At 68.7% G+C, this 26,318-nt stretch carries 29 protein-coding genes and 4 pseudogenes; 14 read left to right on the top strand and 19 right to left on the bottom strand.

Going from position 1 to position 26,318, the window contains the following annotated elements; all coding sequences use genetic code 11:
• Window positions 1-191 precede the first annotated feature (191 nt).
• The 3 genes from ACIHFE_RS25105 to ACIHFE_RS25095 are packed head-to-tail and all read right to left on the bottom strand — an operon-like array spanning window position 192 to window position 1,544.
• Window positions 192-656 (bottom strand): MarR family winged helix-turn-helix transcriptional regulator, encoded by a 465-nt coding sequence (locus ACIHFE_RS25105; RefSeq protein WP_400109840.1) that lies wholly within the window; start codon window positions 654-656, stop codon window positions 192-194.
• Entirely contained in the window at window positions 643-1,113 is a 471-nt protein-coding gene (locus ACIHFE_RS25100) for an EVE domain-containing protein (protein ID WP_400109838.1), read from the bottom strand. The genes ACIHFE_RS25105 and ACIHFE_RS25100 overlap by 14 nt, the downstream gene beginning before the upstream one ends.
• Window positions 1,110-1,544, bottom strand: coding sequence for an SRPBCC family protein (locus ACIHFE_RS25095; protein WP_400109836.1), 435 nt, complete (start codon window positions 1,542-1,544; stop codon window positions 1,110-1,112). The genes ACIHFE_RS25100 and ACIHFE_RS25095 overlap by 4 nt, the downstream gene beginning before the upstream one ends.
• 317 nt (window positions 1,545-1,861) lie before the next feature.
• On the opposite strand from ACIHFE_RS25095, the gene hemC reads away from it, so the two are divergent.
• The gene (gene hemC / locus ACIHFE_RS25090; RefSeq protein ID WP_400109834.1) at window positions 1,862-2,794 is read left to right on the top strand and encodes a hydroxymethylbilane synthase; all 933 of its coding nucleotides are present in this window, start codon (window positions 1,862-1,864) and stop codon (window positions 2,792-2,794) included.
• Between the two features lie 179 nt (window positions 2,795-2,973).
• On the opposite strand, the pseudogene ACIHFE_RS25085 reads toward hemC, so the two are convergent.
• From ACIHFE_RS25085 to ACIHFE_RS25075, 3 genes and pseudogenes are all read right to left on the bottom strand, one after another.
• A pseudogene (locus ACIHFE_RS25085) lies at window positions 2,974-3,141 on the bottom strand (DUF4440 domain-containing protein); the annotation flags it as partial.
• Between the two features lie 136 nt (window positions 3,142-3,277).
• Window positions 3,278-3,775: a hypothetical protein gene (locus ACIHFE_RS25080; protein ID WP_400109832.1), complete on the bottom strand. Its 498-nt coding sequence runs from the start codon at window positions 3,773-3,775 to the stop codon at window positions 3,278-3,280.
• A 69-nt stretch (window positions 3,776-3,844) separates the two neighbouring features.
• Window positions 3,845-4,300 (bottom strand): ricin-type beta-trefoil lectin domain protein, encoded by a 456-nt coding sequence (locus ACIHFE_RS25075; RefSeq protein ID WP_400109831.1) that lies wholly within the window; start codon window positions 4,298-4,300, stop codon window positions 3,845-3,847.
• Window positions 4,301-4,728: 428 nt separating this feature from the next.
• On the opposite strand from ACIHFE_RS25075, the gene ACIHFE_RS25070 reads away from it, so the two are divergent.
• Entirely contained in the window at window positions 4,729-4,917 is a 189-nt protein-coding gene (locus tag ACIHFE_RS25070; RefSeq protein ID WP_400109829.1) for a hypothetical protein, read from the top strand.
• Between the two features lie 34 nt (window positions 4,918-4,951).
• On the opposite strand, the gene ACIHFE_RS25065 is transcribed toward ACIHFE_RS25070, so the two are convergent.
• Together ACIHFE_RS25065 and ACIHFE_RS25060 are read right to left on the bottom strand one after the other, a co-directional pair.
• Window positions 4,952-5,434, bottom strand: a complete 483-nt coding sequence (locus tag ACIHFE_RS25065) for a nitroreductase family deazaflavin-dependent oxidoreductase (protein WP_400109827.1) — start codon at window positions 5,432-5,434, stop codon at window positions 4,952-4,954.
• 511 nt (window positions 5,435-5,945) lie between these two features.
• The gene (locus ACIHFE_RS25060; RefSeq protein ID WP_400109825.1) at window positions 5,946-6,353 is read right to left on the bottom strand and encodes a VOC family protein; all 408 of its coding nucleotides are present in this window, start codon (window positions 6,351-6,353) and stop codon (window positions 5,946-5,948) included.
• 58 nt (window positions 6,354-6,411) lie between these two features.
• Between ACIHFE_RS25060 and ACIHFE_RS25055 the strand changes: the two genes are divergently transcribed.
• Window positions 6,412-6,858 carry a MarR family winged helix-turn-helix transcriptional regulator gene (locus ACIHFE_RS25055; protein WP_400109824.1) on the top strand — a complete coding sequence of 149 codons (447 nt, stop codon included), beginning with the start codon at window positions 6,412-6,414 and terminating at the stop codon, window positions 6,856-6,858.
• A gap of 96 nt (window positions 6,859-6,954) precedes the next feature.
• Window positions 6,955-7,182, top strand: coding sequence for a nuclear transport factor 2 family protein (locus ACIHFE_RS25050; RefSeq protein WP_400109822.1), 228 nt, complete (start codon window positions 6,955-6,957; stop codon window positions 7,180-7,182).
• A gap of 338 nt (window positions 7,183-7,520) precedes the next feature.
• Here ACIHFE_RS25050 and ACIHFE_RS25045 read toward each other — a convergent pair whose 3' ends face one another.
• The gene (locus ACIHFE_RS25045) at window positions 7,521-8,642 is read right to left on the bottom strand and encodes a Gfo/Idh/MocA family protein (RefSeq protein ID WP_400109820.1); all 1,122 of its coding nucleotides are present in this window, start codon (window positions 8,640-8,642) and stop codon (window positions 7,521-7,523) included.
• Window positions 8,643-8,735: 93 nt separating this feature from the next.
• Between ACIHFE_RS25045 and ACIHFE_RS25040 the strand changes: the two genes are divergently transcribed.
• Window positions 8,736-9,371 carry a TetR/AcrR family transcriptional regulator gene (locus ACIHFE_RS25040; protein ID WP_400109819.1) on the top strand — a complete coding sequence of 212 codons (636 nt, stop codon included), beginning with the start codon at window positions 8,736-8,738 and terminating at the stop codon, window positions 9,369-9,371.
• A gap of 210 nt (window positions 9,372-9,581) precedes the next feature.
• Here the strand turns inward: ACIHFE_RS25040 and ACIHFE_RS25035 are convergent.
• Window positions 9,582-9,785 (bottom strand): annotated as a pseudogene (locus tag ACIHFE_RS25035) (recombinase family protein); the annotation flags it as partial.
• Between ACIHFE_RS25035 and ACIHFE_RS25030 the strand changes: the two are divergent.
• Entirely contained in the window at window positions 9,702-9,968 is a 267-nt protein-coding gene (locus tag ACIHFE_RS25030; RefSeq protein WP_400110213.1) for a hypothetical protein, read from the top strand. The pseudogene ACIHFE_RS25035 and the gene ACIHFE_RS25030 sit on opposite strands and share 84 nt — an antisense overlap.
• Before the next feature lie 130 nt (window positions 9,969-10,098).
• Window positions 10,099-10,731, top strand: coding sequence for an NADPH-dependent FMN reductase (locus ACIHFE_RS25025; protein WP_400110203.1), 633 nt, complete (start codon window positions 10,099-10,101; stop codon window positions 10,729-10,731).
• Window positions 10,732-11,267: 536 nt separating this feature from the next.
• Here the strand turns inward: ACIHFE_RS25025 and ACIHFE_RS25020 are convergent.
• Complete coding sequence (locus tag ACIHFE_RS25020) at window positions 11,268-11,660, bottom strand: nuclear transport factor 2 family protein (protein ID WP_400109817.1); 393 nt, start codon at window positions 11,658-11,660, stop codon at window positions 11,268-11,270.
• Between the two features lie 103 nt (window positions 11,661-11,763).
• Here ACIHFE_RS25020 and ACIHFE_RS25015 point away from each other — a divergent pair, with 103 nt between their 5' ends.
• Entirely contained in the window at window positions 11,764-12,216 is a 453-nt protein-coding gene (locus ACIHFE_RS25015) for a MarR family winged helix-turn-helix transcriptional regulator (protein ID WP_400109815.1), read from the top strand.
• Here ACIHFE_RS25015 and ACIHFE_RS25010 read toward each other — a convergent pair.
• The gene (locus ACIHFE_RS25010; RefSeq protein WP_400109813.1) at window positions 12,205-12,372 is read right to left on the bottom strand and encodes a hypothetical protein; all 168 of its coding nucleotides are present in this window, start codon (window positions 12,370-12,372) and stop codon (window positions 12,205-12,207) included. The two genes, ACIHFE_RS25015 and ACIHFE_RS25010, sit on opposite strands and share 12 nt — an antisense overlap.
• 253 nt (window positions 12,373-12,625) lie before the next feature.
• On the opposite strand from ACIHFE_RS25010, the gene ACIHFE_RS25005 reads away from it, so the two are divergent.
• Window positions 12,626-13,003, top strand: coding sequence for a nuclear transport factor 2 family protein (locus tag ACIHFE_RS25005; RefSeq protein WP_400109811.1), 378 nt, complete (start codon window positions 12,626-12,628; stop codon window positions 13,001-13,003).
• Here ACIHFE_RS25005 and ACIHFE_RS25000 read toward each other — a convergent pair.
• Both ACIHFE_RS25000 and ACIHFE_RS24995 read right to left on the bottom strand, forming a co-directional pair.
• Window positions 12,989-13,360: pseudogene (locus ACIHFE_RS25000) on the bottom strand (transposase); the annotation flags it as partial. The gene ACIHFE_RS25005 and the pseudogene ACIHFE_RS25000 sit on opposite strands and share 15 nt — an antisense overlap.
• A gap of 32 nt (window positions 13,361-13,392) precedes the next feature.
• Window positions 13,393-13,488: pseudogene (locus ACIHFE_RS24995) on the bottom strand (IS5/IS1182 family transposase); the annotation flags it as partial.
• Between the two features lie 240 nt (window positions 13,489-13,728).
• Here ACIHFE_RS24995 and ACIHFE_RS24990 point away from each other — a divergent pair.
• The 4 genes from ACIHFE_RS24990 (at window position 13,729) to ACIHFE_RS24975 (ending at window position 17,018) form a co-directional block, all read left to right on the top strand.
• Complete coding sequence (locus ACIHFE_RS24990) at window positions 13,729-14,739, top strand: NucA/NucB deoxyribonuclease domain-containing protein (protein ID WP_400109809.1); 1,011 nt, start codon at window positions 13,729-13,731, stop codon at window positions 14,737-14,739.
• Window positions 14,740-14,742: 3 nt separating this feature from the next.
• Window positions 14,743-15,273: a hypothetical protein gene (locus tag ACIHFE_RS24985; protein WP_400109807.1), complete on the top strand. Its 531-nt coding sequence runs from the start codon at window positions 14,743-14,745 to the stop codon at window positions 15,271-15,273.
• 442 nt (window positions 15,274-15,715) lie between these two features.
• Window positions 15,716-16,165, top strand: coding sequence for a hypothetical protein (locus ACIHFE_RS24980; RefSeq protein WP_400109805.1), 450 nt, complete (start codon window positions 15,716-15,718; stop codon window positions 16,163-16,165).
• 202 nt (window positions 16,166-16,367) lie between these two features.
• Window positions 16,368-17,018, top strand: coding sequence for a hypothetical protein (locus tag ACIHFE_RS24975; protein ID WP_400109804.1), 651 nt, complete (start codon window positions 16,368-16,370; stop codon window positions 17,016-17,018).
• On the opposite strand, the gene ACIHFE_RS24970 is transcribed toward ACIHFE_RS24975, so the two are convergent.
• A complete protein-coding gene (locus ACIHFE_RS24970) occupies window positions 17,005-18,258 on the bottom strand; it encodes a hypothetical protein (protein ID WP_400109802.1) in 1,254 nt (417 codons plus the stop codon). The two genes, ACIHFE_RS24975 and ACIHFE_RS24970, sit on opposite strands and share 14 nt — an antisense overlap.
• Window positions 18,246-19,070 (bottom strand): alpha/beta fold hydrolase, encoded by an 825-nt coding sequence (locus tag ACIHFE_RS24965; RefSeq protein WP_400109800.1) that lies wholly within the window; start codon window positions 19,068-19,070, stop codon window positions 18,246-18,248. The genes ACIHFE_RS24970 and ACIHFE_RS24965 overlap by 13 nt, the downstream gene beginning before the upstream one ends.
• A gap of 157 nt (window positions 19,071-19,227) precedes the next feature.
• Between ACIHFE_RS24965 and ACIHFE_RS24960 the strand changes: the two genes are divergently transcribed.
• A complete protein-coding gene (locus ACIHFE_RS24960; protein WP_400109799.1) occupies window positions 19,228-19,767 on the top strand; it encodes a hypothetical protein in 540 nt (179 codons plus the stop codon).
• A gap of 63 nt (window positions 19,768-19,830) precedes the next feature.
• Here ACIHFE_RS24960 and ACIHFE_RS24955 read toward each other — a convergent pair whose 3' ends face one another.
• The 3 genes from ACIHFE_RS24955 to ACIHFE_RS24945 all read right to left on the bottom strand — a co-directional run bounded on the left by ACIHFE_RS24955 (window position 19,831) and on the right by ACIHFE_RS24945 (window position 26,283).
• A complete protein-coding gene (locus ACIHFE_RS24955; RefSeq protein ID WP_400109797.1) occupies window positions 19,831-20,679 on the bottom strand; it encodes an SGNH/GDSL hydrolase family protein in 849 nt (282 codons plus the stop codon).
• Between the two features lie 157 nt (window positions 20,680-20,836).
• Complete coding sequence (locus ACIHFE_RS24950; protein WP_400109796.1) at window positions 20,837-24,502, bottom strand: hypothetical protein; 3,666 nt, start codon at window positions 24,500-24,502, stop codon at window positions 20,837-20,839.
• 107 nt (window positions 24,503-24,609) lie between these two features.
• Window positions 24,610-26,283: a hypothetical protein gene (locus ACIHFE_RS24945; RefSeq protein ID WP_400109794.1), complete on the bottom strand. Its 1,674-nt coding sequence runs from the start codon at window positions 26,281-26,283 to the stop codon at window positions 24,610-24,612.
• Window positions 26,284-26,318: the final 35 nt, after the last annotated feature.

Genomic DNA, 26,318 nt, shown 5'->3' with positions numbered 1-26,318 from the left:
TGCTTATACGGGCCGCTGACGGACGCCGGAAGAGCGTTTACCCCAGGAAGGACACACGATCAGCATGGGTGCTTCGGGCATGAACGACCCCGCGAGCCTTCGAGCGTTCGAAGGTCGCCGTCGACCGGATCGGCGCGACCACAGCGGACTATGTGCCCGGCCGGAGAGCGCGATGAGGCTGCTGACGCGGCTCAGCTTGCCTCGTCGCCGCCGGCCTTGAGGCGCTGGAGCGAGCGGATGAACGGCGCGGTGAGTGCGCCCAGTGGCTCGAAGAACCGCCGGTCACACTCCTCTACGACGCCGATCGTCCGGTTGGCCAGGTCACGGCCGGCCGAGGTCACCTGAAGAGCGCGGGCGCGTTTATCGGTCGGGTGGGGGAGGCGCTCGACAAGGCCGCCCGCCTCCAGTGTGCGGAGCACCTGTGAGGTCATCATCGGGTCGGTCGCGGCGTAGTCGGCCAGTTGCTTCTGTGTGAGCGGGCCGTCGCCGCCAAGCCAGGTGAGGGCGGCCAGCAGGACGAACTGCACATGGGTAAGGCTGTGCGGCTTCAGCGCGGCCCGTTGGGCGGCCTGCCAGCGATTGGTGATCTGCCAGAGCAGCAATCCCGGGCTCTCCTCGGCGTCGTCGAAGGATGTGGCCAGTTCACGCTCGGTCATACCGAAAGATCTCCTCCTGGGATGCGGCGTCCGTCGCGGTGTTCGCCGCTGCACCGCCCATGGCAGCTCGGATAAGGGTGAAGTCGTTCTCGCTCAGTTCGATCAGGCCGCGGCGCAGTTGGTAGCCCCAGTCCGGGCCGGCCGTGAGGTCCAGGGCGTGGCGCAGCTCGCTGATCGGCGTGTCGGTCGTGGCGTGGTAGTGCATGCGGCGGCGCCAGGGCTTGAAGTCGCCCTCGTCGGCCTGCCAGATTGTCTCGTCCGCCACCTGGGCGAGCGCCGTGAACGCCTGCAGCGGGGCGCCCGCGCGCAGTTGGGTACGTGGCGAGTAGTAGATCAGCCAGTCCCCGGTGCTCAGTCGCGCGAGCGGGGGCCTCCTGCCGTGTCCCAGCTGGGCGATGCCCAGTCGCCTGCCGCGTTCGACGTGCTCGCGGCAGACGACGCCGAGCCAGTACTTCATGCGACGGCCTCGGTCTTCGCCTCGGCGGCGGCCTTGAGTGCATCGAGGTCGCGCTGGAGGGTGGCGCCGATCCCCTTGCCGAGGATCATGTTCCACATCCACGCCAGCGGGCCGGCCAGGCTCGCGGTCACCCGGACGACCGTGGTGCCGGCCTCGTCGGTCTCCACCAGGTGACGGAAGGTCAGCTTGGCGCCGAGCAGCAGCGACACATCGGTGAACTCGTTCTCGGTCAGCACATCGATGACGAACTTGGTCCTGGGCCCGCCCTTCGGCTTGAGCGCCCCGGTCGAACCCTGCGTGAACGGGCCGTCGAGGCGGGCCCATTCGGTGTCGGCGTTCCACTCGGGCCACGTGGCCATGTCGGCCCAGTGGGCGAAGAAGGCGGCGGGAGCTGCGGCGGAGGAGATCTGGGCGGTTCCGAGAGTCATCATGTTGAATAGTATGCGCGCTTAGCATTTCAAGGTCAAGTGTTCTGTCCCCGTGCCGCAACGGGTGGTGCGGGTCATCGATGTGGCATTGGCGCGCGGTCGGGGCAGCCCTCGGCGCTCCTGGTCGAACAGGTCCAGGGCATGGAAGGCGATGATTCGTTGCTCCATGGGGCGTTGCGGACGTCGCCGCGCCGCGGGGCCAGGGGCGCATCAAGCGCGGGATCTCCGGGTGCTCAAGGCCGGCAAGCGCCGGAAAGCAGTGTGTTGTGGGGCGGCTACGATGCGGCCAACCACGCCGCCGGCAGGAGGAGTTGATGGGCATGACCGTGGTCACGGTCGGGTCCCGGGCGAGCCATCTGGCGCGCGCCCAGGTCGCCGAGTACCTGGCACCGCTGCGCCGCCGCTTCCCTCGCATCGTCTTCCGGCACCGGGCGGTGACTGAGAGCGCCGACCGCGACCGGCGCACCACCCTCGCCGAGGTCTCCCGCGCGGCCGGAGGCGCGGCGTTCTCCAACGCGCAGGAAGCCGCCCTCCTGGCCGGGGAAGTGGACTTGGTCGTCCACTCATTCAAGGACCTACCCGCCATCTCCACACCGGGTTTGCTGCTGCTGCCGCCACCCGGCCGCCAGGACGCGCGTGACGCCCTGTGCGGCAGCACCCTCGCCAACCTGCCGGAGGGCGCCCGAGTGGGCACCAGCGCGCCACGCCGGATCGCCCAACTCCTCTCCGCCCGGCCCGACCTGCAGCTCGTCCCGATCCGCGGTAACGTCCCGCCCCGCCTGGCCAAGGCGAAGGCGGGCGGTCTCGATGCCGTGGTTCTGGCCGCCGCGGGCCTGCGCCGCCTCGGCCGGGCCGAGGGCATCACGCAGTTGCTGCCCGTCGAGCCCTTCACCCCGTCGCCCGCCCAGGGTGCGCTCGGCATCCAGATCCGCTCGGACGACACCGCGCTCCGCGACCTCCTCACCGGCCTTGGCAACCACGAGGCCGACGCCCAAGTGCGGGCAGAGCGCGCCGTGCTCACCGCCCTGCGCTCCGGCTGCGACCTGCCCCTTGGGGCGTACGCCCGCATCCGCAGCGACGGCAGCCTGTCCCTGACGGCCCGGGTCACCGCGCTGGACGGCACCCGCGAGATCGCCGTCACCGCCACCGGCCCGGCCGTCGACCCGGAGCCCCTGGGGCGGGCCGTCGCCGAAGACCTCTTGCGTCACGGGGCCGGGCCCCTGCTGGACGCTGCCCGTGCAGTCACCGGGTGACCGGCCGCGTGCTCAACGCCATCGTCCGCACCGGCCTGTCCGCCTCATCCCACTGGCGAGACCACCCTCAGTTGCCGACCGAGGCGGCACAACGGCCCGGCATCGCGCCCCAGCAACTCCCATCGTGATACTGATGGTTGAGGAATGCCCGCCCTCGCCGATGGCGGGGCAGGCTTCCTTCAACCGGCCGGAGTGCCTTGGTGAAAGTACATGCGCCAGCCTGTCTCCGTCAGACGCCACAAGGAACTCCGCCATGCCCGGCGCCCCTGATTGTCGGCGAAGTACGTCAGGTGAACGATCCCCGGAGCCAGGACAGCCCCTGACATCTTGCTGACCTTCACCGGCGACTCCGAGGACACCGTTGAGCGATTCCGGTGGACGCTATGAATGACTCTTCCTTCGTGGGGAGTTCATTCGCCGCCAGGGAAACCTGCGACCGCGCCCAGCGGGCGCCGGACGTACGCGTCGGCAGGGGCTATGCCGTCACTTCCACAACTGGTAATCGCCGTTGTTCTCGGGCTCCGTGTACACACGCAGGCCGTCGGTGTCGAGGAAGTAGCCGGCCACATCGCCGGCGCCCCGGTGCTTGAGCTTCCAGCCGGCATCTGTCCGGATCTCCTCCCACTGCTGCCACCAGTTGCCATCCTGGCAGTTCTCCAGGTAGACGGTGGTGTTGTAGGACGTCAGGCACATATTGGCCGCGTCACCGCTGGCAGGGCGGAATGTCCAGTACTTTCCGTCCACCGGCGTCTCTCTCCACTGCGAGAAACCGCGGGAGTTCGCGTTGTCACAAACGCCTGACTTGGGCTGGAGGTTGCCGTGGCTGTCCTTCCAGTTGAGGCAGGCGTGTGTGGCAACGTTCCACCAGGAGACAACATTATCCTGGGTCGATGCCGAGGCCGAAGTGGCCATCGTCATCGCGAGCGCCGAAGCGGTCACCGCAATGGTGGCGACCCGGGCCATTCCGCTTTTCAGCGTCATTTTCGACATGGTGGTCCCTCTCGTTTCATCGCGATCGCAGACAGAGGCATCGGCCGGTGTCGCCGACGGTCAACGCCAGACCTGGTACGTGTTGTCGTCGCCACAAGGGCGCGTGTAGACACCGGTGTTGTCGCTGTCGAGGCACTCGCCGGTCGCTACGTTCTGGAGCTTCCAGCCGCCGTTGACCCGCTGCTCCCGCCAGCGCTGATAGTCGTTGACACCGTCGGAGCAGCCCTCGACGTATGCGTCGTGGTCCTTGTAGGCGGCCAGGCAGACGCTGGGAACATCGGCCATCCGCTCGATCCAGACGTCACCGCCGACATTGACGTCGTGCCAATTCGCGGCACCGAACCAGCAAGGGTAGAGGCCCACTTCCTTCCAGCCGCGGGGCGGGTCCGACATGGCGGTGAGGCAGCCACCGCCGTTGTTGTGGACCCACTTCACATCACCGTCGGCGTGCGCCGCTGTGCTCGTCGCCACAACCAGCAGCGGTGCGGCAAGGGCCAGGCCCAGGGTGCGCGCCATACGCTTCCGAATCAATTCAGTTCCCCATTGTTGTGTGGTGCCCTGCAGGCGAAAGACCAGGCTGGTATCCGCCGGTCCATGAGGGAACCTACGGCAGCGACGGCGCCGTGCGGAGGCTCTGTTTGCACAGTGAAGCGATCATTCCGGTGCGGGAACGCACAGCGAGCCACCTGGTCTTGATGCCACCGGTATCCGTTCGTCACGGCGGATACGCCCTCCGGCTTGGCGGTCATCCGGCCCAGATGTGCTGGAACACTCCAACCAGCCTGCGTTGCACGGCCAATTGGAGCTGGGCACCCATGGACATCGACGACCGTGCGCCCGGGGGATACCGAGTCCGGTACGGCCAAGCCGGATCCGGCCACGCCAGATGCCGCACCGGCATCCTCGGAAGGTGCGCTGCGGCAGCACTCCGCCCAGGACAAGCGGTGCGTGACAGGACGGTCCTGGCCGCGGCATCAGCCCGCGGGGGCCTCGACGGGGCCGAAGCCGTCCTCGAACTCCGCGCGCTCATCGACAACGGCGACCTCGACGCCTGCTGGGCCTACTGCCCCGAACGCGAGCACCACCGTCGCCACCCCACCCCCGGCCGGCACCGTTACCAGCTCACCGATTGACCGGGAACTTCCCTCAAGAAGAGCCGCACCCAGCTCAGTTCCCCGTCGGCGCCGGGGCCTTCGCCGGCTCGGCCAGGTGCTCGGGTTCGAGTACAAAGACCGGGATCACGCGGTGGGTCTTCTCCTGGTATTCGGCGTACGGCGGATACGCGGCGACCGCGCGCTGCCACCACTGGGCCCGCTCGTCCCCGGTGAGCTCACGGGCCATCATGCTCTGGCGTTTGGGTCCGTCTTGGAGATCCACCCGAGGGTCGGCCTTGAGGTTGAAGTACCAGACCGGGTGGCGCGGGAAGCCGCCCTTCGAGGCCACCGCCGCGTACCGCCCCTCGTGTTCCACGCGCATCAGCGGAATCTTGCGGATCCGGCCGCTCTTCGCGCCGCGCATCGTGACAATGACGACCGGCAGGCCCGTGTCCCAGAGCGTTGTGCCCTGTGTGCCACCCGAACTCTCATACAGCTCGACCTGTTCGCGCACCCACTGCGCCGGACTGGGCTCGTACTCGCCCTCAAGAGGCATCGCATGCACCCCATCGTCGTGTACGGATTATGCCGGGACAGTCCAGCACAAGCCTCGCGCGAAGGGGAGAGCGCCGTTTTCGATCCGCCCACAACTTCCAGTGAGTTGGCAAGGTTCCGGTGCCGCACCCGGCTTTGTGTCTCCGCAGGTCAGCGCGTACCGCGGCAGTAAGGTCGAATGAGACAGGACGGTTGCGGTCGGTGTTGTCCTGTCTCCATTGATCTGGTCTGCGGGTAGGACTTTGACCTGCGGCGGCGAGATCAACTGACGTGCCAGGCAGCCGAACCGGCCCGGTCCCGGCAGGCGATCTCCGCTCCCGGGTGCTCTCGCAGCCAGGCGGCGACACGCGGTGGCCGGCAACCCGCGGTGTGCGGCCGGGTGGTGGGCGGGGAGTGGGTGGCCGAACAGCGCGAGGCGCATTGCTCGGGCCGGCTGCCCCTGAGCCGCGACCGGACGGACGAGCCGCGCCCCCTCGCCGACCACCACACGTGATCCACCTTCGAAACCCACCTTAATAGGACTGGAGTTCGATGAGGTGTCCCTCGGGGTCTCGCAGGTGCGCGGTGCGCATAGTGGGACCCCACTCGGGGCGGTCCGTCGCCTCGGCGACCAGCGTTCCGCCGTGCCGGAGGCACAGCGCCAGGCCCGCATCGACGTCGGCCACGCGGCAGACGAACATGACGCGGTCCCGTGCGACAGGGGCGGAGGTCGGCATGCCGGCGTTCCCGACGGCCGCGGCCAGGGCGGCGCGGTCGAATAGCACGAGGATCCCCTGGTCGTCGACGTCCCAGTTGGCGTAGGGGCCGGCGGCCGTGCCCTTCATCAGCCGGGCGCCGAACAGTTCTGGGAGGACGGCGTCGTAGAACTCGAAGCTGTCGGCGAAGCGGTCCACGAGCAGGCGAGGGTGCAGGGCATCCATGGGGATCCTCCAATTAGTAGGTCTACACCTACTATAGGTTGGCACCTATAGTATTGCCATGGACGAAACCCCGCTGCAGCCGCCGAGCCTGACCGCGCTCACGACCTATCTGCTGTCCCGAACCGGCAAGATCGCGCGGCAGCGCTTGGCCGAGCGGCTGGCGGCGCGGCGGCTGCGGCTGTGGCACATGGCAGTACTTGCCGCACTCGCCGACTTCGGGCCGCACGCCCAGCGCGACCTGGCGCTGCGACTGGCCATCGATCCGAGCGACGTGACGAAGGTGGTCGAGGAAATCGGCGCGCTCGGCTACGTCGAGCGCGCGCGTGACCCGGCCGATCGGCGGCGGGTCACGGTCGTCGTGACCGAGGCCGGCCGCGCGGTGCTCGGTGAGCTGAACGCCGAGGCAGAGGCAGTGCAGGACGAACTCCTGGCGCCGTTGACCGCGGCCGAGCGGGAGCAACTGGCAACGATGCTCGGACGGGTCTTCGCGAACCTGAGTGCGTGAGTTCGCTCATCTGCCATCCGAGCTGATGAGCAGTAGGTGTTCGGCGTTGGCAACGGACGACCTGACGGCCACGAAGTTGCCCGCTGATGAGTTTGAGTGTGCACAGGGGCGAGAGGGCAAGCGGTCCATTCGCGGGCCCGGCTCTCTGTCGACGACCTGGCGGACCTCTACGCCCCGGACGCGGTCCACGAGTTCCCGTTCACCGCACCTGGCTTCCCGCCACGCTTCGAGGGTCGCGACCAGATCCGCGACGCCTACCGCGCCGCCTGGAGCGCGAGCCCGGTTCGGTGGCCGCATCTTCGAACCGGCCGCGTTGGTGCGTGAGCCTCGCCAGCTCGTACCGGACGCGCAGTACGCTGCGCTGTTTGGCGTGCGGATGCCGCCAAAGCATGGCGAGCGACGCGCGTGACTCCGCCTCGACGGCTTCGTATCGTCCCGAAGTCCACAGGGTACGAACCCGTTCGGTTCGGGCCGACTGCAGATGCGGATGCCCTTTTGGAAGGTAGGGCTCGTCGGCTGCCGTCAGCTCACCGTTTTCCAACAGCGCCCAGGCCAGGTCTGGTCGGGCGGCGATGATGGCGGAATTCTCGTCACCGATACCGTTGATCGACGGAGCGGTCGAACGTCCACGGCTTCGACCGCCCCTCGCCTTTCAGCGTCGGTCAGCCCAGGGTCTGGCGGGTGCCCGTACTCGCGGAGAGCCTGATCACATCAAGAAGGCGGTGCAGCCGCAGGCCGGCCTCGAAGTCCGGAACGCTGCGGGAGCCAGTGTGGAGATCGAGGGCCAGTCGGGCGTACATCTGGGCTACATTGACGCCTTCCGCGGCAGGGCCGATCCCGGAGGTCAAGTGGTACCGGCTGGGGATCGGCAGCTCTCGCCAGGTGCCGTCCGAGACGTCTGTCCCGAGCAGGCGCAGTTCACCGATCTGGATTCCTGCCGGGCCACCCGCTGCGGTGGAGGTGATGGCCAGGTCTCCCTTGGTGCCGGAGATCTCAAGTCGGGTCCGGGCGTCAGTGCCCTTGGTGTCGTGGATATGAGCCGACACGACGGCACCGTCGGTGAGAGTCGCGTTGAGGAGAAGGTGATCGGGGCTTGTCGCCTCGACCACCTCGCCAGTTTCGGCGATGGTGCAGACGGGGTGTTGGACGGACAAGGTGGCCGAGAGATCGCTGACGTTGCCCAGCACATGCTGTAGCGCGTCGAGGGTGTGCCCGCCCGCGACCTCAAGTGTCCCGGCGCCGTTGTCGTGCTGGAGGGTGTAGGCCGCCCAGGCAGGGATCCGGCCCCCGGCGCCCTTGCCCCGGGCGGCGTAAACGGTTGCTGAAGTCACGCGTCCCACATGGCCGCCTGCGACCAGGTCGCGGGCGTAGGCGATCGCGGGGGCAAATCGCGCCTGCAGCCCGATCACGTGGTGGACGCCTGCGGTGCGGGCTGATTGCGTGAGGGTGTCGGCCTCCTCGGTCGTTCGGGCCAGCGGCCACTCGCAGTACACATGCTTGCCGGCGGCCAATGCTGCCTCGACCAGTTCTGCGTGCGCGGGCACCTTGACGGTGATGACGACCAAGTCCACCTCGGGATGCTCGGCGAGTTGCCGGGCGTCGGTGAAGGCGTGTGCGGCTCCGAACTGCCGTGCTGCCGCACGGGCGCTCTCAGGGCGGCTGGTGCCGACTGCGCTGATCTCGTACTCCGGTAGCGCCATCAAGGCCGGCACATGTGCCCGAGCGGCCCAGCCCCGCTCGGGGCTCGCTCCGATGACGCCCACCCGAATCTTCTTCGGTTGCATAACTTCGACTCCCCGCGTAAGCGGACAGATCTTGTCCGCTTGAGACCTTAGCTAACCGGACAAGATTGGTCCAGTTATGGCTAGGATCAGGTCATGAGCCAGCCGCACAGCACAGTGGATCGCCTGCTCGCCGACGAGTCGGGGCGTCGCCCGCGCGCGGATGCGCGGCGCAATCTCGAGCGTCTGGTGGAGGCCGCTCGGACCGCAGTCGCCGAGATCGGCGTTGGCGTATCCGCGCACGAGATCGCGCGCCGGGCAGGTGTGGGCGTCGGCACCTTCTATCGGCGAATCCCCTCCCTGGAGATGCTCCTCGAGACGGTCCTCGATGATCTCCTCGACGAGATCGCGAACGTCGCCGATCAAGCTCTGGAGGACCCGGACCCCTGGAGCGGGCTTTGCGTATTCGCGGCGGCTTATGTGCGCCTGCGGGCCGAGAGCTGCGGCGTCAGCGAGGCGCTCGGCGGCGCCTGTGGCGACGCCCTTGCCCAGCGCCTGGAGGACTTGCGAGGACGGATCCGGCGGCTCGTGGAGCGCGCCCAGTCAAGCGGTGTCATGCGTGCGGACATCGCTTGGCAGGACATCCCCTTCCTGTTCGCTGCCGCTGCGACGGGTGAGCACACGCTGGGCATCCAGGCAAGCGATCAGCAGTGGGAGCGCAATCTCAACGTCATCCTCGACGGACTCCGTCCGATTCGGCCCGGCATTCCACCGGGCGCTCCACCGGCCTGAAATCCGTTGTCTCTCCCCGAAGTCGGCAGCACATGCTGACTGCGGATCACCGGTTCTGGCGCTGATCTCGCGGTAACTGGCGGCCTGTCCCTTGAGCAGGCGTGCATACTCGATCTTGTCGGCAGGGTGGGCGACGGGACGGCCGATGCGGCGGCCGGCGGCTTCCGCGACGGCGCGGGCATGGGCGGCGCGTTCGGCGGTGAAGGTACGTCCCATCTCGGCGAACAGGGCCGGCAGCAGGAAGGCGATGCGGCCCATGCCCCCGTCAGCGGTGTTGACCGGCAGCGGGTCGGCGAGTGAGCGCACCCCGATGAGCCGTTCGTTCAGCTCGTGGACGAGGTTGAGTACTTCGCGCAGATTGCGGCCGAGCCGGTCGAGGGTGTGCACGACGATGGTGGACGGATGCTCAGCCATCCGCCCGTCGGCGGCGTGCAGCGCATCGGACTCCTCACCCCCGGTCAAGGTGACCCCCTCGAAGGGGTGCGTCCGGCCGCACTGCTTCACCGGACCGTGGTGCGGCTGTTCGCGGGTCGGCTGGGTTCCCTGTCCGATCCGGCCACGCGGATTCTCGGATGCGCTGTCGGACCGTTGGGGTGAGGATCTTCTCGCGGCGGAGGGTGCACTGACCGGAGTTCGAGACGGCGACGCGAGAGGCACGATGATGACGGATTCCCCACACTCGGCCCATGGTCCCGACGCCGCGAGCACCTCTGGGAGCCGAGAGGCGCTGCGTGTGCTCGTTCTGGCCGGATCGTCCAGGAGCGGTTCCGTCAATTCACGTCTGGCCACGCTGGTCGCGCGACTTGTGGGGCGGGCCGGTGCCACGGCGGACCTGGCCCGACTGCGCGACTTCGACGCCCCGTCCTACGACGGAGACATTGAGGAGACCCAGGGGCCGCCCGAGGGGGCCGTGGCGCTGCGTGAGCGCATTCAGTCGGCCCAGGCTCTCGTCATCGCTTCCCCCGAGTACAACGCGTCGGTGCCCGGTGTGGTGAAGAACGCCATCGACTGGGTGTCCCGGTTCCGGCCTCAGCCCTTCAAGGACAAGCAGACGATGCTTGTCTCGGCTTCTCCCTCCATGGTGGGCGGCAATCGGGGGCTGTGGGCGTTGCGCGTCCCGCTCGAGCACTTGGGAGCCCGTGTCTACCCCGATATGTTCAGCCTGGCCAAGGCCCATCAGGCGTTTGCGGACGACGACGATCTGCTCGAGCCCGGGCTCCAGGAGCGGCTGGCCGAGACCGTGGACTCCTTCCTCGCTCTGGTCGAGGCGGACACGCACTACCTCTGCCTGCAGCGCCGTTGGTACGAGTTCCTCGGCGACAGCACGAGCGCACGCGTGACACAGCGGACCGAGGACTGACCCACGACGCGCAGTCTTCGCTCCGCCGTCGAAGCAACGGGCCGCAAGGTCAGTCGCGACGCGCCTGACCGGGCGTTGCAGCGCATGATCCAGGTGCGGCGCAACCGGTCACTGCGATCTCGATGGTCGCAGAACTACAGGGGGACTGGGGCCGGGTTGGTGCTGACAGCCTGCGCGGCATTCTGCGCCGGCACTTTCCCTGTCTTCAGGAAATCCGCGCCAGACGCCGCAAGGGTGGCTCGACGCCAACGTGGGTGGGGACCAGACCAAACCTGCCCGTCACGGGGGAGCAAATGGCTGCCGCTCTGTGTGGCGGAGACGGCTGATACCAGTGACTCCCGACCGGGACACCGTCGAAGCGACGGCGGATCACTTTCGGCTGCCCGCACCAGACCCCGCTCACCCGCAAGGTGCTCGGCACCAATATTCGCCGGACAGGCCCTTGGGGACCATACGCCGTGGCCCTCTGAGTGGACGAGAGTCCAACTCGGAGGGCCACGGCGCGTGTTGTCCCGTTGGCGGGGCAGTGGCCCTACTCATCGGGCGCTGCCGAGGTTCCGGCCATCCTCGGTGCCGTCGAGCATGAGGGTGGTCTCCTCGATCCGGCGGAACCGCCCGCCGGGCGCGAACTCGCCGAAGAGGTAGACCTCAATCCGGACGGTGGACCCGTTGGTCTTGGTGATGTTCACCGTGTGCCGGTCGGCGTAGCGATGCCCGTCCACGAGTTCGTCGTGTACCTGGATCGAGCCGCTGGTCACGATGGTGCGCAGGTGGGCGATGTGGGCCAGGAAGTCCTGCCGGTCGTCCCAGCGGTCGTCGGTGCGCTGGCGGTAGTCGGAGGCGAAGTGCCCGTCCGCGGCCTCGTCCAGATCGAGGTCGGGAGTGAAGAGCAGGTCGGTGAGCGTGGTGGCGATGTCCGTTTGGGGCATGGGCTTTCTCCGTTCGGGAGCGGGTCGGGATCAAGACAGCAGATGCGTGCGCTACGCACGCTTTGGTTCGATGAGCGTGCGTGATGCACGCTATTCTGTGGGTGTGACGAATGACGCCGGACACGAAATCGCCGAGGTGCTGGGCCTGCTGGTGCGCCGTACCACCAGGGCCCGCCTCTATGGGCAGCTCACCGAGGGCCTCGACGAGGCGCTGGACGAACTCACTTACCCCGTCCTCAGCGGCCTCGCCCGGACCGGCCCGTGCAGCGCCGCCGACCTCGCTCGCGAGGTCGGGCTCGACCGTTCCAATGTCACCCGGCGCGCCGACCACCTGGAACGGGCCGGGCTCCTGCGGCGCGAACCGAACCCCGCCGACCGTCGCGCCACGCTCCTCGCCCTCACCGACGAGGGGCAGCGCGTCGTGGGAGTGACCCGGGACCGGCTCGCGGCGCAGATCCAGCATTCGCTCGCCTCCTGGGCGCCGGCCGAGGTGCAGTCCTTCGCCCGCCAGCTGCGGCGGTTCGTCGAGGACGGCCCCTTCACCTCAGGTGGCTGATATCGGCCGGCCTTCCGGTCCCGGGCGGGCACGGCGGGCGAGGAACTGCCAGTCGCCGAGGCCCTTGTCCACGCCGTAGCCGGTCGGGCCGGAGCCGGCCGGCGTGTACAGGTAGACCTCGCCGTTGTCGGGGATGCCGTTGGCTCCGCGCCACATGATGGGGGTCCCCCGGCCGAAGGCTGGGAGAGGGCGGACCAGCCGTTGCCATGGGTACCGCCGGACTCCTGGCCTATTCGGCCCCCATGGAGTCCGGGCAGGCCGAGGGCGTTCAGGTCCGTGTGAACCGGCCGCTGCCGGTGGCGCCGCGTGGTACACGCCGTCGGCCCAGTGCTGTGACCGGGATGGTTCACCGTGATCGGAAGGCGGCCCGCGGGACGAGCGCACGCGAAACGGCTGGTATTACTGGGGCATGCAGGAAGAGATTGCACGCTCCGCGATTGACACGTTCATCTCCGCGTTCAACGCCTCGGACGACAGCTATGTGACTGCCCTGCTCTCCCAGGCTCTGACCTCAGACGTGGTCTTCTGGGGGCCGTTGGGTCGCAGTGAAGGAATCGCGGCGGTCGAGCGGTTTGTGCTGGACATCCGGCGCCACCCGGCGGGGACCGGCACGATGGCGCGCTGCTCGGCGGTGGACATGCCTGACGAGTGGGCCCGGTACCAGTGGGTCTTTATCACGCCGGACGGAGGTCCCCGCCTGGCGGGAACGGACGTCGTCCATCTGCGGCGGAGCCTCATCGACCAGGTCATCGTCTTTGCGGGGGAGATCGAACCGTCCGCCTCCTGAGTCATCCTTCTCGCTGCGGACGCGGGCGCGTTCCTTGCGTTGGGCGGTGAGTACGTCGGGGTAGCGGGCGTTGGTATCGCGCCAGCGCAAGTAGCGGTGCAGTGCCTGGGTTTGCGCGGGGTGGCTGCGGTGGTGGGAGTTGGCCCGGGTGAACTGCCGCAGCCACGGCCGAAGTGGGCCTCGATCGGATTGGCCCGGGAAGCGCAGGTCGGGGTGAAGCACAGCTCGGCCTTGTTCTTCTTCGCTCAGCGGCGGATGTCCGCGCCGGTGTGGGCGGAGAGGTTGTCCAGAATGACGTCGGTTCACGCCCCACAGGCGGTCGTCGCCCACGGAGTAGCAGCCCTGGAAGTAGGTGACTGTGTCATCCGCGGAGCCGGCCCCGGACGCCGGCCGGCCCGGGACCAGATCGGAAACCTCCGGTGCACCGTTGACTTCGGCGCCCCGAACCACGGCGGCAGAGCCCGCCAGGCACCCCCGCTGACCAGCCCGCGCCGCGCGGAGCCGGTGGGCTGCCGCTGACCGCGTACGTACTGCCCGCGCCGGAACCCAACTCCACGCCATGGCGGGGCAGTTCGCGTGCATGGGCCGGAATCGGACACGCCAGGGGCGTGAATCAGCCACTCCCGTGAGAAGCCGAACGGTGCGTGGGGAGCCCGGTGCCAGGCTTGCCGGGTCCGCCGACCGGTGGACAAGTTCGCCGATTTCCTCAACGGGGAGGAATCCACGTGAAGTTGAGAAGCATGGCCGTGGCCGCGACAGGACTGGCACTGGCGGGTACAACCCTCGCCGGCACCGCGCACGCGGCCTCCTCGGACCAGCTGACGCTGCGCGTCACCCAGACTCCCGTCACCCGCGCCGACGCCGTGCCGAATGGTTCCTGTACGCCCGGCCTCACCCGGACCCATGAGTGTCAGATGATCAGCACCGGGGCCGTTGTGCTGGTGAACGGCAGGCCCGTGGGCGAGGTCCGGTTCATTGTCACGCATGAGATGACCTTGCAGATCAAGTCCCGCAAGTGGTCGGAGAACGTCAGCGTCGGCAAGGCCACCATCATTGGGAACGCCGGCGGGATCAGCGTGGGAATCAGGGTCTCCTGCGGCGGTCCCTGTTCCGCCGCCAACCACATACCGCAGGGCCGTACTCTGGGCGCGCCCTTCTCCGGGAAGGTCGACTACACCGACAACATCGGTGCGTTCAAGAGCCATGGCACCGCCACGAAGTACGAGTACACCTTCTTCAAGCCCGGCTACATCCAGGGTTCGAACGCGTACTCCTCCGCGAGCTACCGGTGCGACGACATGTTCGCCAAGAAGCCGGGCAAGAAGAAGGCCCGCCAGTCGCCGGGCTGCGTCTTCCCGCAGGTCACCCCCACGCTGACGGGCATGGCGGCGTTGCCGAACATAGGCCCCGGCATCCGTGCGATCCAGTCGCGCGGCGGGCACTACGGCAAGCCCGGCTCCGGGCACCCACTGCACTTCCTGGTGGACGAGACGAAGCAGGCCGCCAACCGCAGGGCCGTGTGCCAGGGGCTGAAGCCGCCGGCCGGTGCGGCCGGGCCGTCCTGCGACGAGTATCCCTTCGCCGCCACCTACGAGGGCGGCACCGCACTGCCTCCGGCCAGCCGGGGCATCACCTGGGTGCCGATCAGGGAGAACAACCGGCAGGGCGGCATCATCAACAAGTTCCAGCTGCAGCAGCGGATCCTTGACCGCGATGGGTTCTGGGTACAGGTCTGATCCATGACCACAGCACTCCGCGTCTACGCCTCCTACCACCAGTTCAACCTGTTCGAGACCGACGCCGAGGACGACCTCGACGACGGTGATCCGACCGCCGGGAACGGGCTGGTCCGGGTCAACGCCGACGGCGACTTCGTCACCGTGTGCACCGGCGTCGAGAACGGGCATGTGCGCGTCGACTACGACGTGCTGGAGAGTGAGCCGCCGCAGGCGACCGGCTCATGGGACGAAGTGGTCGACATCAGCGCCGTCTTCGCGCCTCCCGGTGCGGGCATCACCTCGCCGGAGGGCGACGGAGACGGTGGCGGACTCGAGCCCGAGGACGCGGAGTACGGCATCGACCTGCCCGGCCCGGAGGGCGAACCCCGGTGGTGGCGCCTGCGGATCCACGCCCGGGGGCGGGACACCGCCCCGGAGGGCGATAACCTCTCCGAGCGGTACCTGATCCTGGTCTGGCCCGCCGAGCGGGCCCCGGAGATTCGTCACAAGCTCACTGACGGGACCGGGGAGTTGTTCCGCACGGGTCGTTGACCGTGGGTGAGGCCGTGGCTGCCGCGCGGAGCCACGGCCTATGGAGGCCGCCTGGGGCCGTTCCGGCGAACTCGCCCCTTCCGGCGGCCTCACCCCTACGGTGCCGCATCAGCGAACCTTTGCTCCCGTAGCAATGTGACGCACCGCCAGCCGTGGCCGGCCAACGCGCCATGATGTGTGGGGGCGTTGAGTCTCCTCCCGCGTTGCGGTGGGCCTCCGGGAGACGGATGCGCACCGCAGGGGCCAGCTCCTCCGTGGTCAACTCCACGCGCCGAGTCCAGCGCCTGTCGGTGCTTTCCCTCTGCCGTGAGCGGGCCGGACGGCGCCCGGCCTGCGATGCGAGGACGAACTCCCCAGCCTCACCGGTGAGTAACGCAATCCCCAACGCCAATGGATGGGCGCGCGAGTCGGCTCAGGGCGCACGACCATCGAAAGGACAGCCATGTCAGGGCACTTCATACTCAGCAACATTTCCACGGTCGAACTGAACGACGCCATGGCACACGGCGGCACCTGGAGCCCCCTCCAGCACGCCACCATCGGATGGACCGATGCGTCCCGCAGGTTGTTGAGCCAGGCGCTCAACAACCAGGCCATCCCGAACCGGAACGGGCTCCCGCCCCACCGCTATCTCTCGTTCGACCAGGCGGGAAACCCCAACAGGGACCGGACGGCGGAATTCCTCCGTACCACCCGGGCCTCCTGGGTGGACCAGAACCGGCTGCGCAGGCCCACCGGGGCCGGCCTGGGTTTGAAGGAGCTGTGCCAGAAGGCCCGGGACGCCTGGTCCCGTAACAAGCTCAACGAGGCATTGGTGGAGCAATTCCTGGATCCCCAGGCCGCACGGGTGACGCTCGAGATCTACCACTTGGACGGTCATGAAATGAGGTGACGTTCCCCGAGCCGCTGCCCTGGGTCTTCGCTGCCGGGGCCGTTGCCCCCGCCGAGGTGGCCGGTCCGAGTCGGACCGGCCACCAGCATGAGCATCCCGGTGGCCGGAAACCCTGCCGCCCTCTGTCCGCCATGACGGACTCCTTGGCAGCATCGACTCTTCGGTCCCGCACCGCTCAACAAGCCGAGGAGCGCCAACGGCCATGCCTGCCTACAACCTTGTCATGCAGGAGCTCTCCCACCCCTACCCGGCACCGGGGAACGGGATGGTCTCCGGCCACCAAGTCGAGCTCATGTACCACCACATCGTGCCCAAGAGCCCCAGAGTCGGGCTGATCTGGCTGTGGAACGCGGTCCTGGAGGACAAGGTCCTGACCGCCGCGGACCCGGTGCTCAACGCGATCATCCAGAACGTGGACAAGTACGGGACCACGCTGGTGCCCGCAGACCGTCAGCACGTCAAGGACCTCGCCACCGGCATCAAGAACAAGACCATCACCCACCAGGCCGGTGCCGCCCGGCCCGACGGCTGGGACAGCTTCGCCCAGGTCTACATCTGGCTGCCCGGCAACCTCTTCACGGGACCCAAGAACCGCGCCGACGACCCCGGTGACCAGTTCGACGCCGCCGTCCGCTTCATCATCGGCGCCAGCGGCGCCCAGTACACGACGCTCCAAACGGTCAACGGCAAGATCGACCAGTACGCCAAGGACCGCAAGAAGACCGGCTACGCCGAGGAGGCGTACGCCGGACTGGGCACCATCGCCCGCACCTACTTCCAGCGCACCCCGTTCACCAGCGCCCAATGGACCTGGGACTCCGGCAAGAACAAGCCGAAGGTCAAGGGCTCCTGACTCTGCCGCGCCCGTCGACCAGCCCGGCGATCAACGAGGCGGGTTGAGCTCCGTCGAACGCTTCGCGCAGCTCCCGCACTCCCCGCGAACGCTGAGCCGCCGTGAGTGAGAGATGCTGCTCGATCCGCTCGTTGAGCGTCTGCCGGAATCGTGCGTAGAGCTTGTCGTCCGCGGCGATCCGATCGGCGATCGCCACCAAGGCCGCGGTTCCGGCGGTGTCGTCCTCGGGCACCGGATGCCTTGGCAGGACGTCCGCCAACCTGCAGGCCGTCCTGCCGAAGAGGGTGCCGCCGAGCTCCCTGACCGTGAACACATGCGCGTAGTGCTGTTCGGGAGCGGCCAGCGGCAACTGCCCCAGGGCCAGCGCCTCGTGGAGGGCCGAGAGCCCAGGGGCCAGCAGATAGTGCGGGGTGCATGCCACCTGCCGCAGCAGGTGCCGCTGGGGGAGCAGCTTGCAGTCGGCCTGCCGGCCGCCGGCCGAGACGGTCACCGCACGGTTCCCGCCGAAGGGTCCGCCGCACACCAGGACGCGTCCGAACCGGCGCCAGTCGCGCAGCAGATCGGGGAGCCACCGGTGCAGTAGCCGCAGATAGGCGTTGTTGACGTCAGGGCTGAGGAGGAAGTTGGTGAATCCGCCGATGTTGACCAGCAGGTCGTACGCCGGGTCCGGTGCGGCCGAGGCGCGCAGCGCCACCTCGCGCAGCCCCGCGGTGTCGATGACCGGGCCGGTCAGGTGCATCGCGGAGCGGCCGCCGGCACCGGTGAACTCCGCGATACGGCGCGGGACTCCCGGAAAGTTCTGCACCACGCTGTGCGTGGCGAGGAAATGGGCGGCGATCACGCGCTCATGCGGTGAGAGACCGCTCAAGTGCCGTTCCGCGGCGGCGAAGGAGCCTCGCGGCATGGTCGCGCACAGGTCGCGGATGTGTGTGAGCGGATGGTGGAGCCGCCAGAAGGAGAACAGGCTGTCCACCATGACCAGGGGCCGCCCGGCCACCACGGCCCGTACGGCCAGGTCGGCGTTCATGGCCGAGACCACCTGGTCGGCGCCCTTGAGGAGGTCGTCGGTCCCGGTGGGGTCGTGGAGCTCGCCGAAGGCGTCGGCGTTGCGGTGCGCGAAGGCCGCCGCCACGCCGTCACCCACAAACACCCGTTGATGACCAGGGAGCAGCCGAGAGACGGCAACCAGGACGGAAGCCGGGCCGAAGCCGCAGTTCTGGGCGCCCATCACCAGGCGCACGAGGCTGCCTCCTGACCGGTGACCGGCAGGGTGCGGAGCACCTTGGCGAGTTGACGCCCGAAGGCGACCGGATACTTGGCGTATCCGGCGTGGCCGCCGGGAAACAGGACCGGTGCCCGGCCCAGACGTTTGGCGAGGACGACCGCCGGCCGATGGATGAGATCCCTGCGCGAGTCGTGTCCCCCTGCCACCACGACCTGGTCGGCGGCCCCTACGAGCCCGGAAAGGCCGGGCACACACCGCGCGGACGGCCGCAGCACATGGGCGAGGAAGAAGGCGCTGTTGTCGTGAGCCTCCGGCAGTACGGGAGCCGGCCTGCCCCCGAAGAGGGCGGAGAGCATTCGGAGGGCCGCCGGCACCCCGTCGCGACGGAACACCTCATGGACCTCGTCAACAAAGGCCAACTGCTGCTCGGCGTCGGGCAGCAGACCCAGGGCGGGAGGTTCGTGCACGACCGCCGGACGGACTCGGTCCGGGTGGCGGATGGCGAGCTCGAGCGCGATCAGTCCGCCCGAGCAACTGCCGAACACCGCGGCGGACTCACCCGCCTCGGCGACATGGTCGAGCAGCCGGTACGCGTCGTCGGTGTGCACAGCGAGCCAGGGCTCCGGCGGCGGCCCGTGCAGCCCACTGCGCGATATGCCGCGCGGATCGTAGGAGACCACCCGGTAGTCCGCCGCGAGGGCGGCGGCCAGCGGCTGGAAGACCTCGGCATCGGACGCACCGCCGGGGATGAGCAACAACAGCGGGCCGGTGCCGTGCACTTCGACATACAGCTCGGCACCCGGGACCGCGAGTCTGCGGTTCTCCACCCGACGAGACTACGGGGCAACGGCGGTGGCGGGCACGGCGCTCGCACGGATGTCATGCGCCCACGCCGTGGATCAACACGCCTGTGTGGGTAAGGGATCACCGGGGCATCGGACACCTCGCACCGCAACCGCGAATCCAGGCAGAGGAGTTCCGGACATGCCCATCACCAGATCATGGAAGCGCGCCATGGCCCTGGCGGCCGTCGCCGCCCTCGCCACAGTTCTCCCGACCGCTGTCACCTCCGCCGATCCCCGCTCGTCCGCCTTGGTGCAGTGCCAGGGCACCGAGACGGTCACCTATCACCCCGGCGTTACCTTCCAGCCGCGACCCATCGCCATGGCGACCGACGGGCGGTTCGGCTCCTGTGCCGAGGCGGGCGGCAAGGGCGGGGTGACGAGCGGGTCGTACGGGGAACGGTTCACCGTCGTCGCGAGCTGCAACACCCTCAACGAGGGATTCCGGGCCCGCCGGACCTTCACCTGGAACACCGGCGAGGCAAGTGTCGCCGAGGTCAGCGGCAGCAGCCATACGGTGGCCGGCCAGGTGGTCACCGTGGTCACCGGCACCATCGAGAAGGGCCGCTACCGGGGCCACCGCGTGGTCGAGCTCATTCCTCTTCCGCAGCCGGGTGCGTTGCAGTGCCTCGGTACCGGGTTCACCGGCGCTACGGGTGTGACCACGCTCACCATCGTCTGAGCCTGCGAGTCGCAAGCGGCACACCGGACCGATACCCGCCGCACAGAGCCGGCTTGCGAGAAATCAGGAACCGCCCCCGGCCGCCGCCTCCAGCGCGGGCAGATATCCCTCGCGCTGGCCGGTGGCATCGGGGTGGTATGCGCTGACCGGGGTGAACAGGGAAGGGGCGATGATCCAGGGGTCGCTTGAGCAGAGCTCGTGACCGGTGAACGCATGGGTGACATCGGCGAAGACAAACCCATGGGCCTGTGCGCTGTGGCGGGTGACGGCGTTGAGGCGGTCGGCGGCATCGTTGAGCGCGGCCTGCCCACGCCTGCTGACCAGTTGCCCGTCGCATGTCTCCTCGGCGAACAGATGAGGATATCCGAGGACCACCACACGGGCCTGCGGGGCCTTCTCCCGGATGGCCCGGTCCAGGCCGTCCAGCCGCCCGGGGAGCTTGTGGTCGATGTCGTCCCTGGCCTGCCTGACATGCTCCAGGCATGCCCGTTCACCGTCCAGACCGCACTCCGTCAAGACGTCGGCAAACCCGACATCGTTGGCTCCCACGGTCACGCTGACCATGGTCACACTGCCATCGAGACGGCTCAGCTGTGTGGAGACAATGTCCGATGTCGTCGCCCCCGAGCACGCCACGAAGACGAAACCGGGCCCGGCCAGATGATGCTCCGCGGCCCACAACGCGGGGTAGGCGTTGGTGCTGCGGGTGCATCTGCCGCTGGTCACCTCGTAGTCGCCGGCGCCGAGTCCGGACGCGACCGAGTCGCCGAGGGCGACATATCTCACCTCGTGCCCGGTACGGGCCACAGTGCTGCCGGCGTGCGCGGGTGACGCGACGGCGACAGACGCCAGGGAAACCGGGCACACCAGCGCCGCCAGGAGACGACGGCGCCACCACGAAGTTCGTCTCATGGCCGTCACCATGCCCAGCAGGCAGCACGGGAAGTACCCCTGCAGGGCCGGAAATCGGGTTCACCGCCGCATCCACCAGCTCACAGCGCACAGGAGCAGGGCACATCAACGACAGCGCGCCCGTCACCGCAGATGTGCGCCTCGGCCCGCATGCCGCTCAGGTGAGTTCTGCCGCCTTGGTGGTGGCGCAGTCCTTCATGGAGTCCCAGATGCCCTGGCCCAGGCTCTCGAAGAGCTGCTCCGGGTTGGCCTGGAGGTAGCCGACGATGTCGTCCCAGGTCCGGATGGCGAAGGTCAGATCGAGGCTGAACCCGACCAGGTGGGTGTCGAGGAGGTATGCGTCGCAGCCGGCCGTCAGATGCAGACTGACGCCGCCGCTGTCGATGCTCAGATCAAAGCCGCCGTTCGCCTTGATACCGACCAGGGTGCCGCCGGGGATGGGGATGCCCCCGAGGAGGACGCCCCTGGGGATGTCGACGCTGAAGTCCAGGCCGACGTCGGCGGTGGCGTGCAGGCCGCTGCCGGTGTCAAGGGTGCAGTGGACCTCTGACGTCAGGATGTTCAGGAGGTGGGATTCGAGGGTGAACGCGAAGCCGGCGGAGCCGAGTTCGGCCTCGACCGAGACGGAGAGCCCGAGGAGGGAGAGCTTGCCCGAGAGGTAGAGGATCTTCTCCGGCAGGTGGAGTTCCTTGATGCCCCGGGTGTCGAGGAGGTACTGGGGCCCTTTGGTGCCGCTGTGATCGGAGTAGGTGAACACCTCGCCGATGGTGAGGGGGTGGGCGATCGAGCTGTTGGCGTAGATGCCGTCGTTGCCGACGCCGACCTCGAAGCGCCAGTTGTTGCCGAGGAAGTCAATGTCCCCCTTCCCGTAAAAGCCTTGCGCCCAGTGCTCGCCCAGTGGACTCGTCCAGCCGCCGGGGACCGTGACGGCGCAGATCATCAGCTCATGCAGCACGATCTTCTTCAGGAAGCCGAGTGTTTCCGGCGGTGCGACGACGATCGCCAGGATGTCCCAGAGGGTGATGCCCTTGTCCTTGTCGGCGGAGGTGAGGGAGAAGCGGAACACCGTGATGAAGGGCTCCGGTTCCAGGCCGCCGACGACATCCAGCTCCAGGCCGGCCTCGCCGACCCGGATGGAGCCGCCCATGCCCAGGGTGAGCCCGCTGGTCCCGCCGCCGATCTGGGCCCAGAACGCCTCGATGTCGAATCCCTCGATGCCAAAGGCGTTCTGCCACGCGGGCCCGGCCGGTGGAGCGGTGGCCTCGGCCAGGCGACGGGCCGCGTCGTGTACGGCCGGCCTGCCGGTGCCGGCCAGGGGGACGGCCGGCAGGGCCGTACGGCCCGGCTGCTCCAGCGCCAAGGCGTACTGCGCCGGGGCGAGTTGCCCGGCGATGGTGCCGAGGGCGGGGTCGGCGGGCCTGAGCGTGAGGAAGAGCGAGAAGCCCTGCTCGGACACGGTGCCCCCGGCCACAAACTGCAGCAGTGTCTCCGGCGCCGAACCCATCGCCGGAACGGTGAAGTTCCACGAGGTCTTGAGGGTGATCCTGAGCTGGGCCGGCTGGATCTCCACCTCCAGTCCGCCGAATCCGGGCTGCGTCTGCTCGACTATGGACGCCCTGAACACCGAGTTCTGCACCGGTGAAGCCAGGACTGCCTGCAGGCGGACGCCGGTGGGGGCACCCTGACCCTGGAACAGGGCCTGGAGCGGCTCCAGCGGTCCGGTGAAGCCGATCTCGGTGAAGAAGGTGAGGCCCTTGTCCAGGGAGGCCGGCAGGGTGTCCGGCGGGGAGCCCGCGTCGAGGACCGTACCGTCCGCCGAGCAGAGGGCGAGGCCGGACTTGGTGAAGGTGATGCCGCCGAGGATGCCCAGGACATCGGACCAGCCCTGGACCTGGTTGGGTGCCCAGCTCCAGCCGTCCTGCCAGAAGGCGGCGGCGAAGAGAGTGCCGGAGTCGCCCTTGGCCGCCTTGCCGACCAGGGACAGGCCCTTGGCCCCGGCGAACTCGACCGTGCTGCCGACCGCGAGCTCATAGCCCTGGCCCTTTGCGGCCTCGCCCGCCTGGGACCCGCCGAGACGCAGCTTGACGGTCGGGTCGCGCAGCTCCACCGTGGGCAGGCCGTTGGGCAGGGGTATATCGGCCCGGCAGGCAAGCGCTTCGAGAAGGGCGGTCAGATCGATCTCGGGGAAGGTGCCGCCGAGTTCGAAGGAGCCGGGAAGGTGCCAGGCCGCGTCGAAATGGATACCGCCGTCGCGAGAGGCCGGGCCGAGTGTCGCCTTCGCGGCGAGGATGCCGGTGGTCCTGGCGGTGGTGGCGCCAGTGGTGACCACCGCGGCTCGGGTTTCCGCCGCCTCGGACGGGGGTTTACGCCAGGGCTTCCGGGCGCCCCGGTGCCTGCCGCCCTTCCGGTCCGCGTCCCCCTCCTCCCTCTTCTTGCGTTCCAACTCCACTGTGACCTCGTTGAGTTGGAGGACGGATGCGCCGATGTCGAGGTGCCACTCGGTGGCCACCGCGGCTGACAGCCCGTATTCGCCCTGCGTGGGAACGGCCGTGCCATGGAACTTCTTCAGCGTCAGGTCGGGCACGCCGCTGAGGTCGGTGTCCGGGAGGAAATGGCGGAGGACATCCTTGAGTTGTGCCGGAGTCTCCTCGTCCAGGGTGAGGTCGAAGCGGCCGGGCGGGATCGCCGCGGAGGCGTTGAGGGCGACCGCGCCCGCCACGGTGAAGTGTCCATAGCCGGTCACGGTGGCGGAGCGGCTCGTCCGGAGTGGCGTGGTGACGGTGAGTCGGGCGCCGACACCCGTGACGGCGAGGTCGTCTCCGGCGATCGGCCAGGAGACCTCGGGCTTCGCCGCGGCACCGACGGTGATCGCGGTCAGCGCCTTGGCCAGACCCGCGCTGATCTTGGTGACATCGATGGTGGCGCTGAGGTCGGTGAGCCGGACGGCATCCCCCAGGGTGAACCCCTGGGCGGTCAGCTGCTGTACGGCGGCGCCGGTGCCGTACCACCCCGCGAGTACGCTCGTGCCCACGTCACCTGGCAGCGCGTCCACCGTCAGCACGATCTCGTTGCCCGCAACCGGGACCGACGCGCTGATCATGGCGCCGACGCCCGCCGCCAGTACGAGGTCGGCGGCCAGGCGGAGACCGTACGCCGGTGGCGGGTCGTCACCGCGCGACCCCGCCCACAGGTAGAAGTCTCCGCCCCATTCCCCTGAGGGCTCTGGTGTGGAGCGCAGCGCGATCTGTGTGACGACCTGGTCGCCGACGGGGCGGCGCTCGACGGGCCCGGTGAGCGAGAGAGGGATCCCCGGGGGGTGAACCAGTGCGGCAAGACTGCCGAGGGATGCCGGGTCCCGGACCTCGGGGGCGTGGCAGGTGAGCCCTTGGCCGAGGGCGGGGCGGCCGTCGCGCGCGGGGCGGGGCACCGAGCTGAGCAGAAGCTCGGGCCGACGGTCGCCGAAGGCGAGGCCGGCCAGGTCGCTGCCTTGGGTGTCCGGGAAGGAGGTCGCGAAGCTCCAATCCCCGGGCGTGGGGAGGGGGATGAAGAGGGTCGGGTCCTGGCCGACGGGGTCGAGGCCGAACTCGATGCCGGTGACCTGGGCGGTGGTGATGCCGAGGGCGCTGAGTTCGCCGTTGATGGCAACGGTGTTTGTTTCCGGGTGGTCCGCGCGGTGGAGGGCTCCGATGGTGAGGGTCTTGGCATCGAGCCAGGCGGCGACCAGTGCGGCGGCCGGCCCACTGCCGAGGTCGGCGGCCGCGAGGGTGAGGGTGTGGCCGGTGGTGTGCCGGTCGAGCAGTGTTTGGAGCTCGGTGAACTGCATACGGGGCCTTCCCGGCGGACGGACGGACAGGCGGGCGGATGGGGCGGGGGCGTGCGGGAGCGGGCGGACGGGCACGCCCGGTGCCCGCCGCCGCCCTCGCGCTGCGGTCAGTCCGCCAGCTTCTCGGCGATCACTTTCCGGGCGTTGTCCGTCAGGGCCTTGGCGATGTCGTCCTTGCGCTGACCGGCGCCGTCCTGGACTCCCTTGACGAAGTCGTCCTTGATCTGCGGGGTGTTGAGGATGTCATGCACCGCCTTGTCGGGCAGGCCATCGACATGGACGCTGATGTCCAGTTCGGTCCGGTCGATATCGACGGTGAGCGAACGCACGCCGATGGTGAGGCTGTCGGCGTCGGGGCCGGCGGCGGAGAGACCGACCGTCGCGGACGGCTGTTGCACCGTGGTGTTCATGGTGCCGTCGATATGGTCCCCGCTCTTGACGAAGGTTGCCACGACCTTGGCGGTGAGGGTGATCGACGTTCCGGATACCCTGCCGAACCGCACGGTCGCGTTGACGCCCTCGGCCACCAGCGAGGCGTCCTCGACCGGGATGAGCACATCGGCGATGCCGCTGATCTCGACGTCGCTCAAGGTGAAGTTGACGGAGGCGCCCATGATCTGGTGGTCGCCGAGGTCGATGGAGTTGATCGACAGCGGGTCGAGCTTTGGATCGCTGGACGACCGGACAACGGTCGGCGGGTAGAAGCCGGAGCCGGTGTCATTGAGCGAGGCCCGCGCCCGGTCGAAGAGGTAGACCTCCAGGGGGCCGTCGCCCACCGGAGGCGGGCCGCTGTGCGCCGGAAGCGCTGCCGTGCCGAAGACATTGTCGAGCGCCGTGCCCAGCCGCTCGGTGACGGCGCCGGAGAACTGGGTGCGGAAGTCCTGGGCGTTGAGGGCGTCCGAGAGCTTGGCGGTGAGGGCTGTGGCGGCGTCGGGGCTGTTGAAGGCCGTAACGGCGGACTGGATCCAGGCCTGCTTGGTGAGGTCGGTAACCGTGTCGCCTTCGATGGTGAGGCGGTCCTTGTCGAGGGTGAAGACCGGAGTGCTCACTATGGCGACCGACTCCACGGTGACCTCCGCCCTGCGGTCGGTGCCGGCCCCGGTCACCTCGATGCTCAGCCGCACATCGAACGCGAGGTCGGTCACGGTGAACAGGAACTGCCCTCGTCCCTCGATCCGTTGGGACGGCCACTCCACCCCGTAGGCGTCGAGGCCCTTGAGCATGACCTTGGTCGGCGGCTTGAGGTCGGGAGTGGCGGGCTCGTCGATGACGATGACTTGCTGGTCGAGCCGGTACCTGCCATCGATGGTGATCTGTGGCTGGTAGCCGTGCGAGTCGTACGCCGCGGCGGTGACCCTGACGGTGCCGCGGTAACCGTTCGCGGTGGGGGTCAGGCCGGTCAGATCTCCCACCGTGGCGTTCGGCAGACCGGCCACGGTGGCCTCGCTCAGCGTCAGCGTGGGGTACTGGTCCGTGTCGCTGCGCTGGCTGGTGAAGGCGTTGAGGTTCTTGGGCAGGCCGGGGACCCCGGCGTCCTTGGCCTTCTTGAAGGCCCGCTTCACAAAGGGCCAGGTGGCGTCGGCGATGGTGTCGGCGATGGTCACGCCCTGCTCCTCGGAGAGCGCCCCCAGTTGCCACTCGTCCACCGCCAGTGGCGACAGCGTGTGTCCGTCCGGGGTGCGGATGTTCTCCAGGATCTTCGGCAGCCAGTACGGGCTGTCCGGGTTGTTGATCCGCTTGCGCAGGGTGGCGTAGACGAAGTCGACCAGGGCCGCGGTCATGGTGGCGCTCCTTGTCCTGGGTGCGAATTGACGTG

The sequence above is a fragment of the Streptomyces sp. NPDC052396 genome (genome assembly GCF_044593195.1).
Taxonomy (GTDB): Bacteria; Actinomycetota; Actinomycetes; order Streptomycetales; family Streptomycetaceae; genus Streptomyces.
Note: the sequence above shows the minus strand (reverse complement) of the source record. Positions and strands in the feature narration are given on the sequence as shown.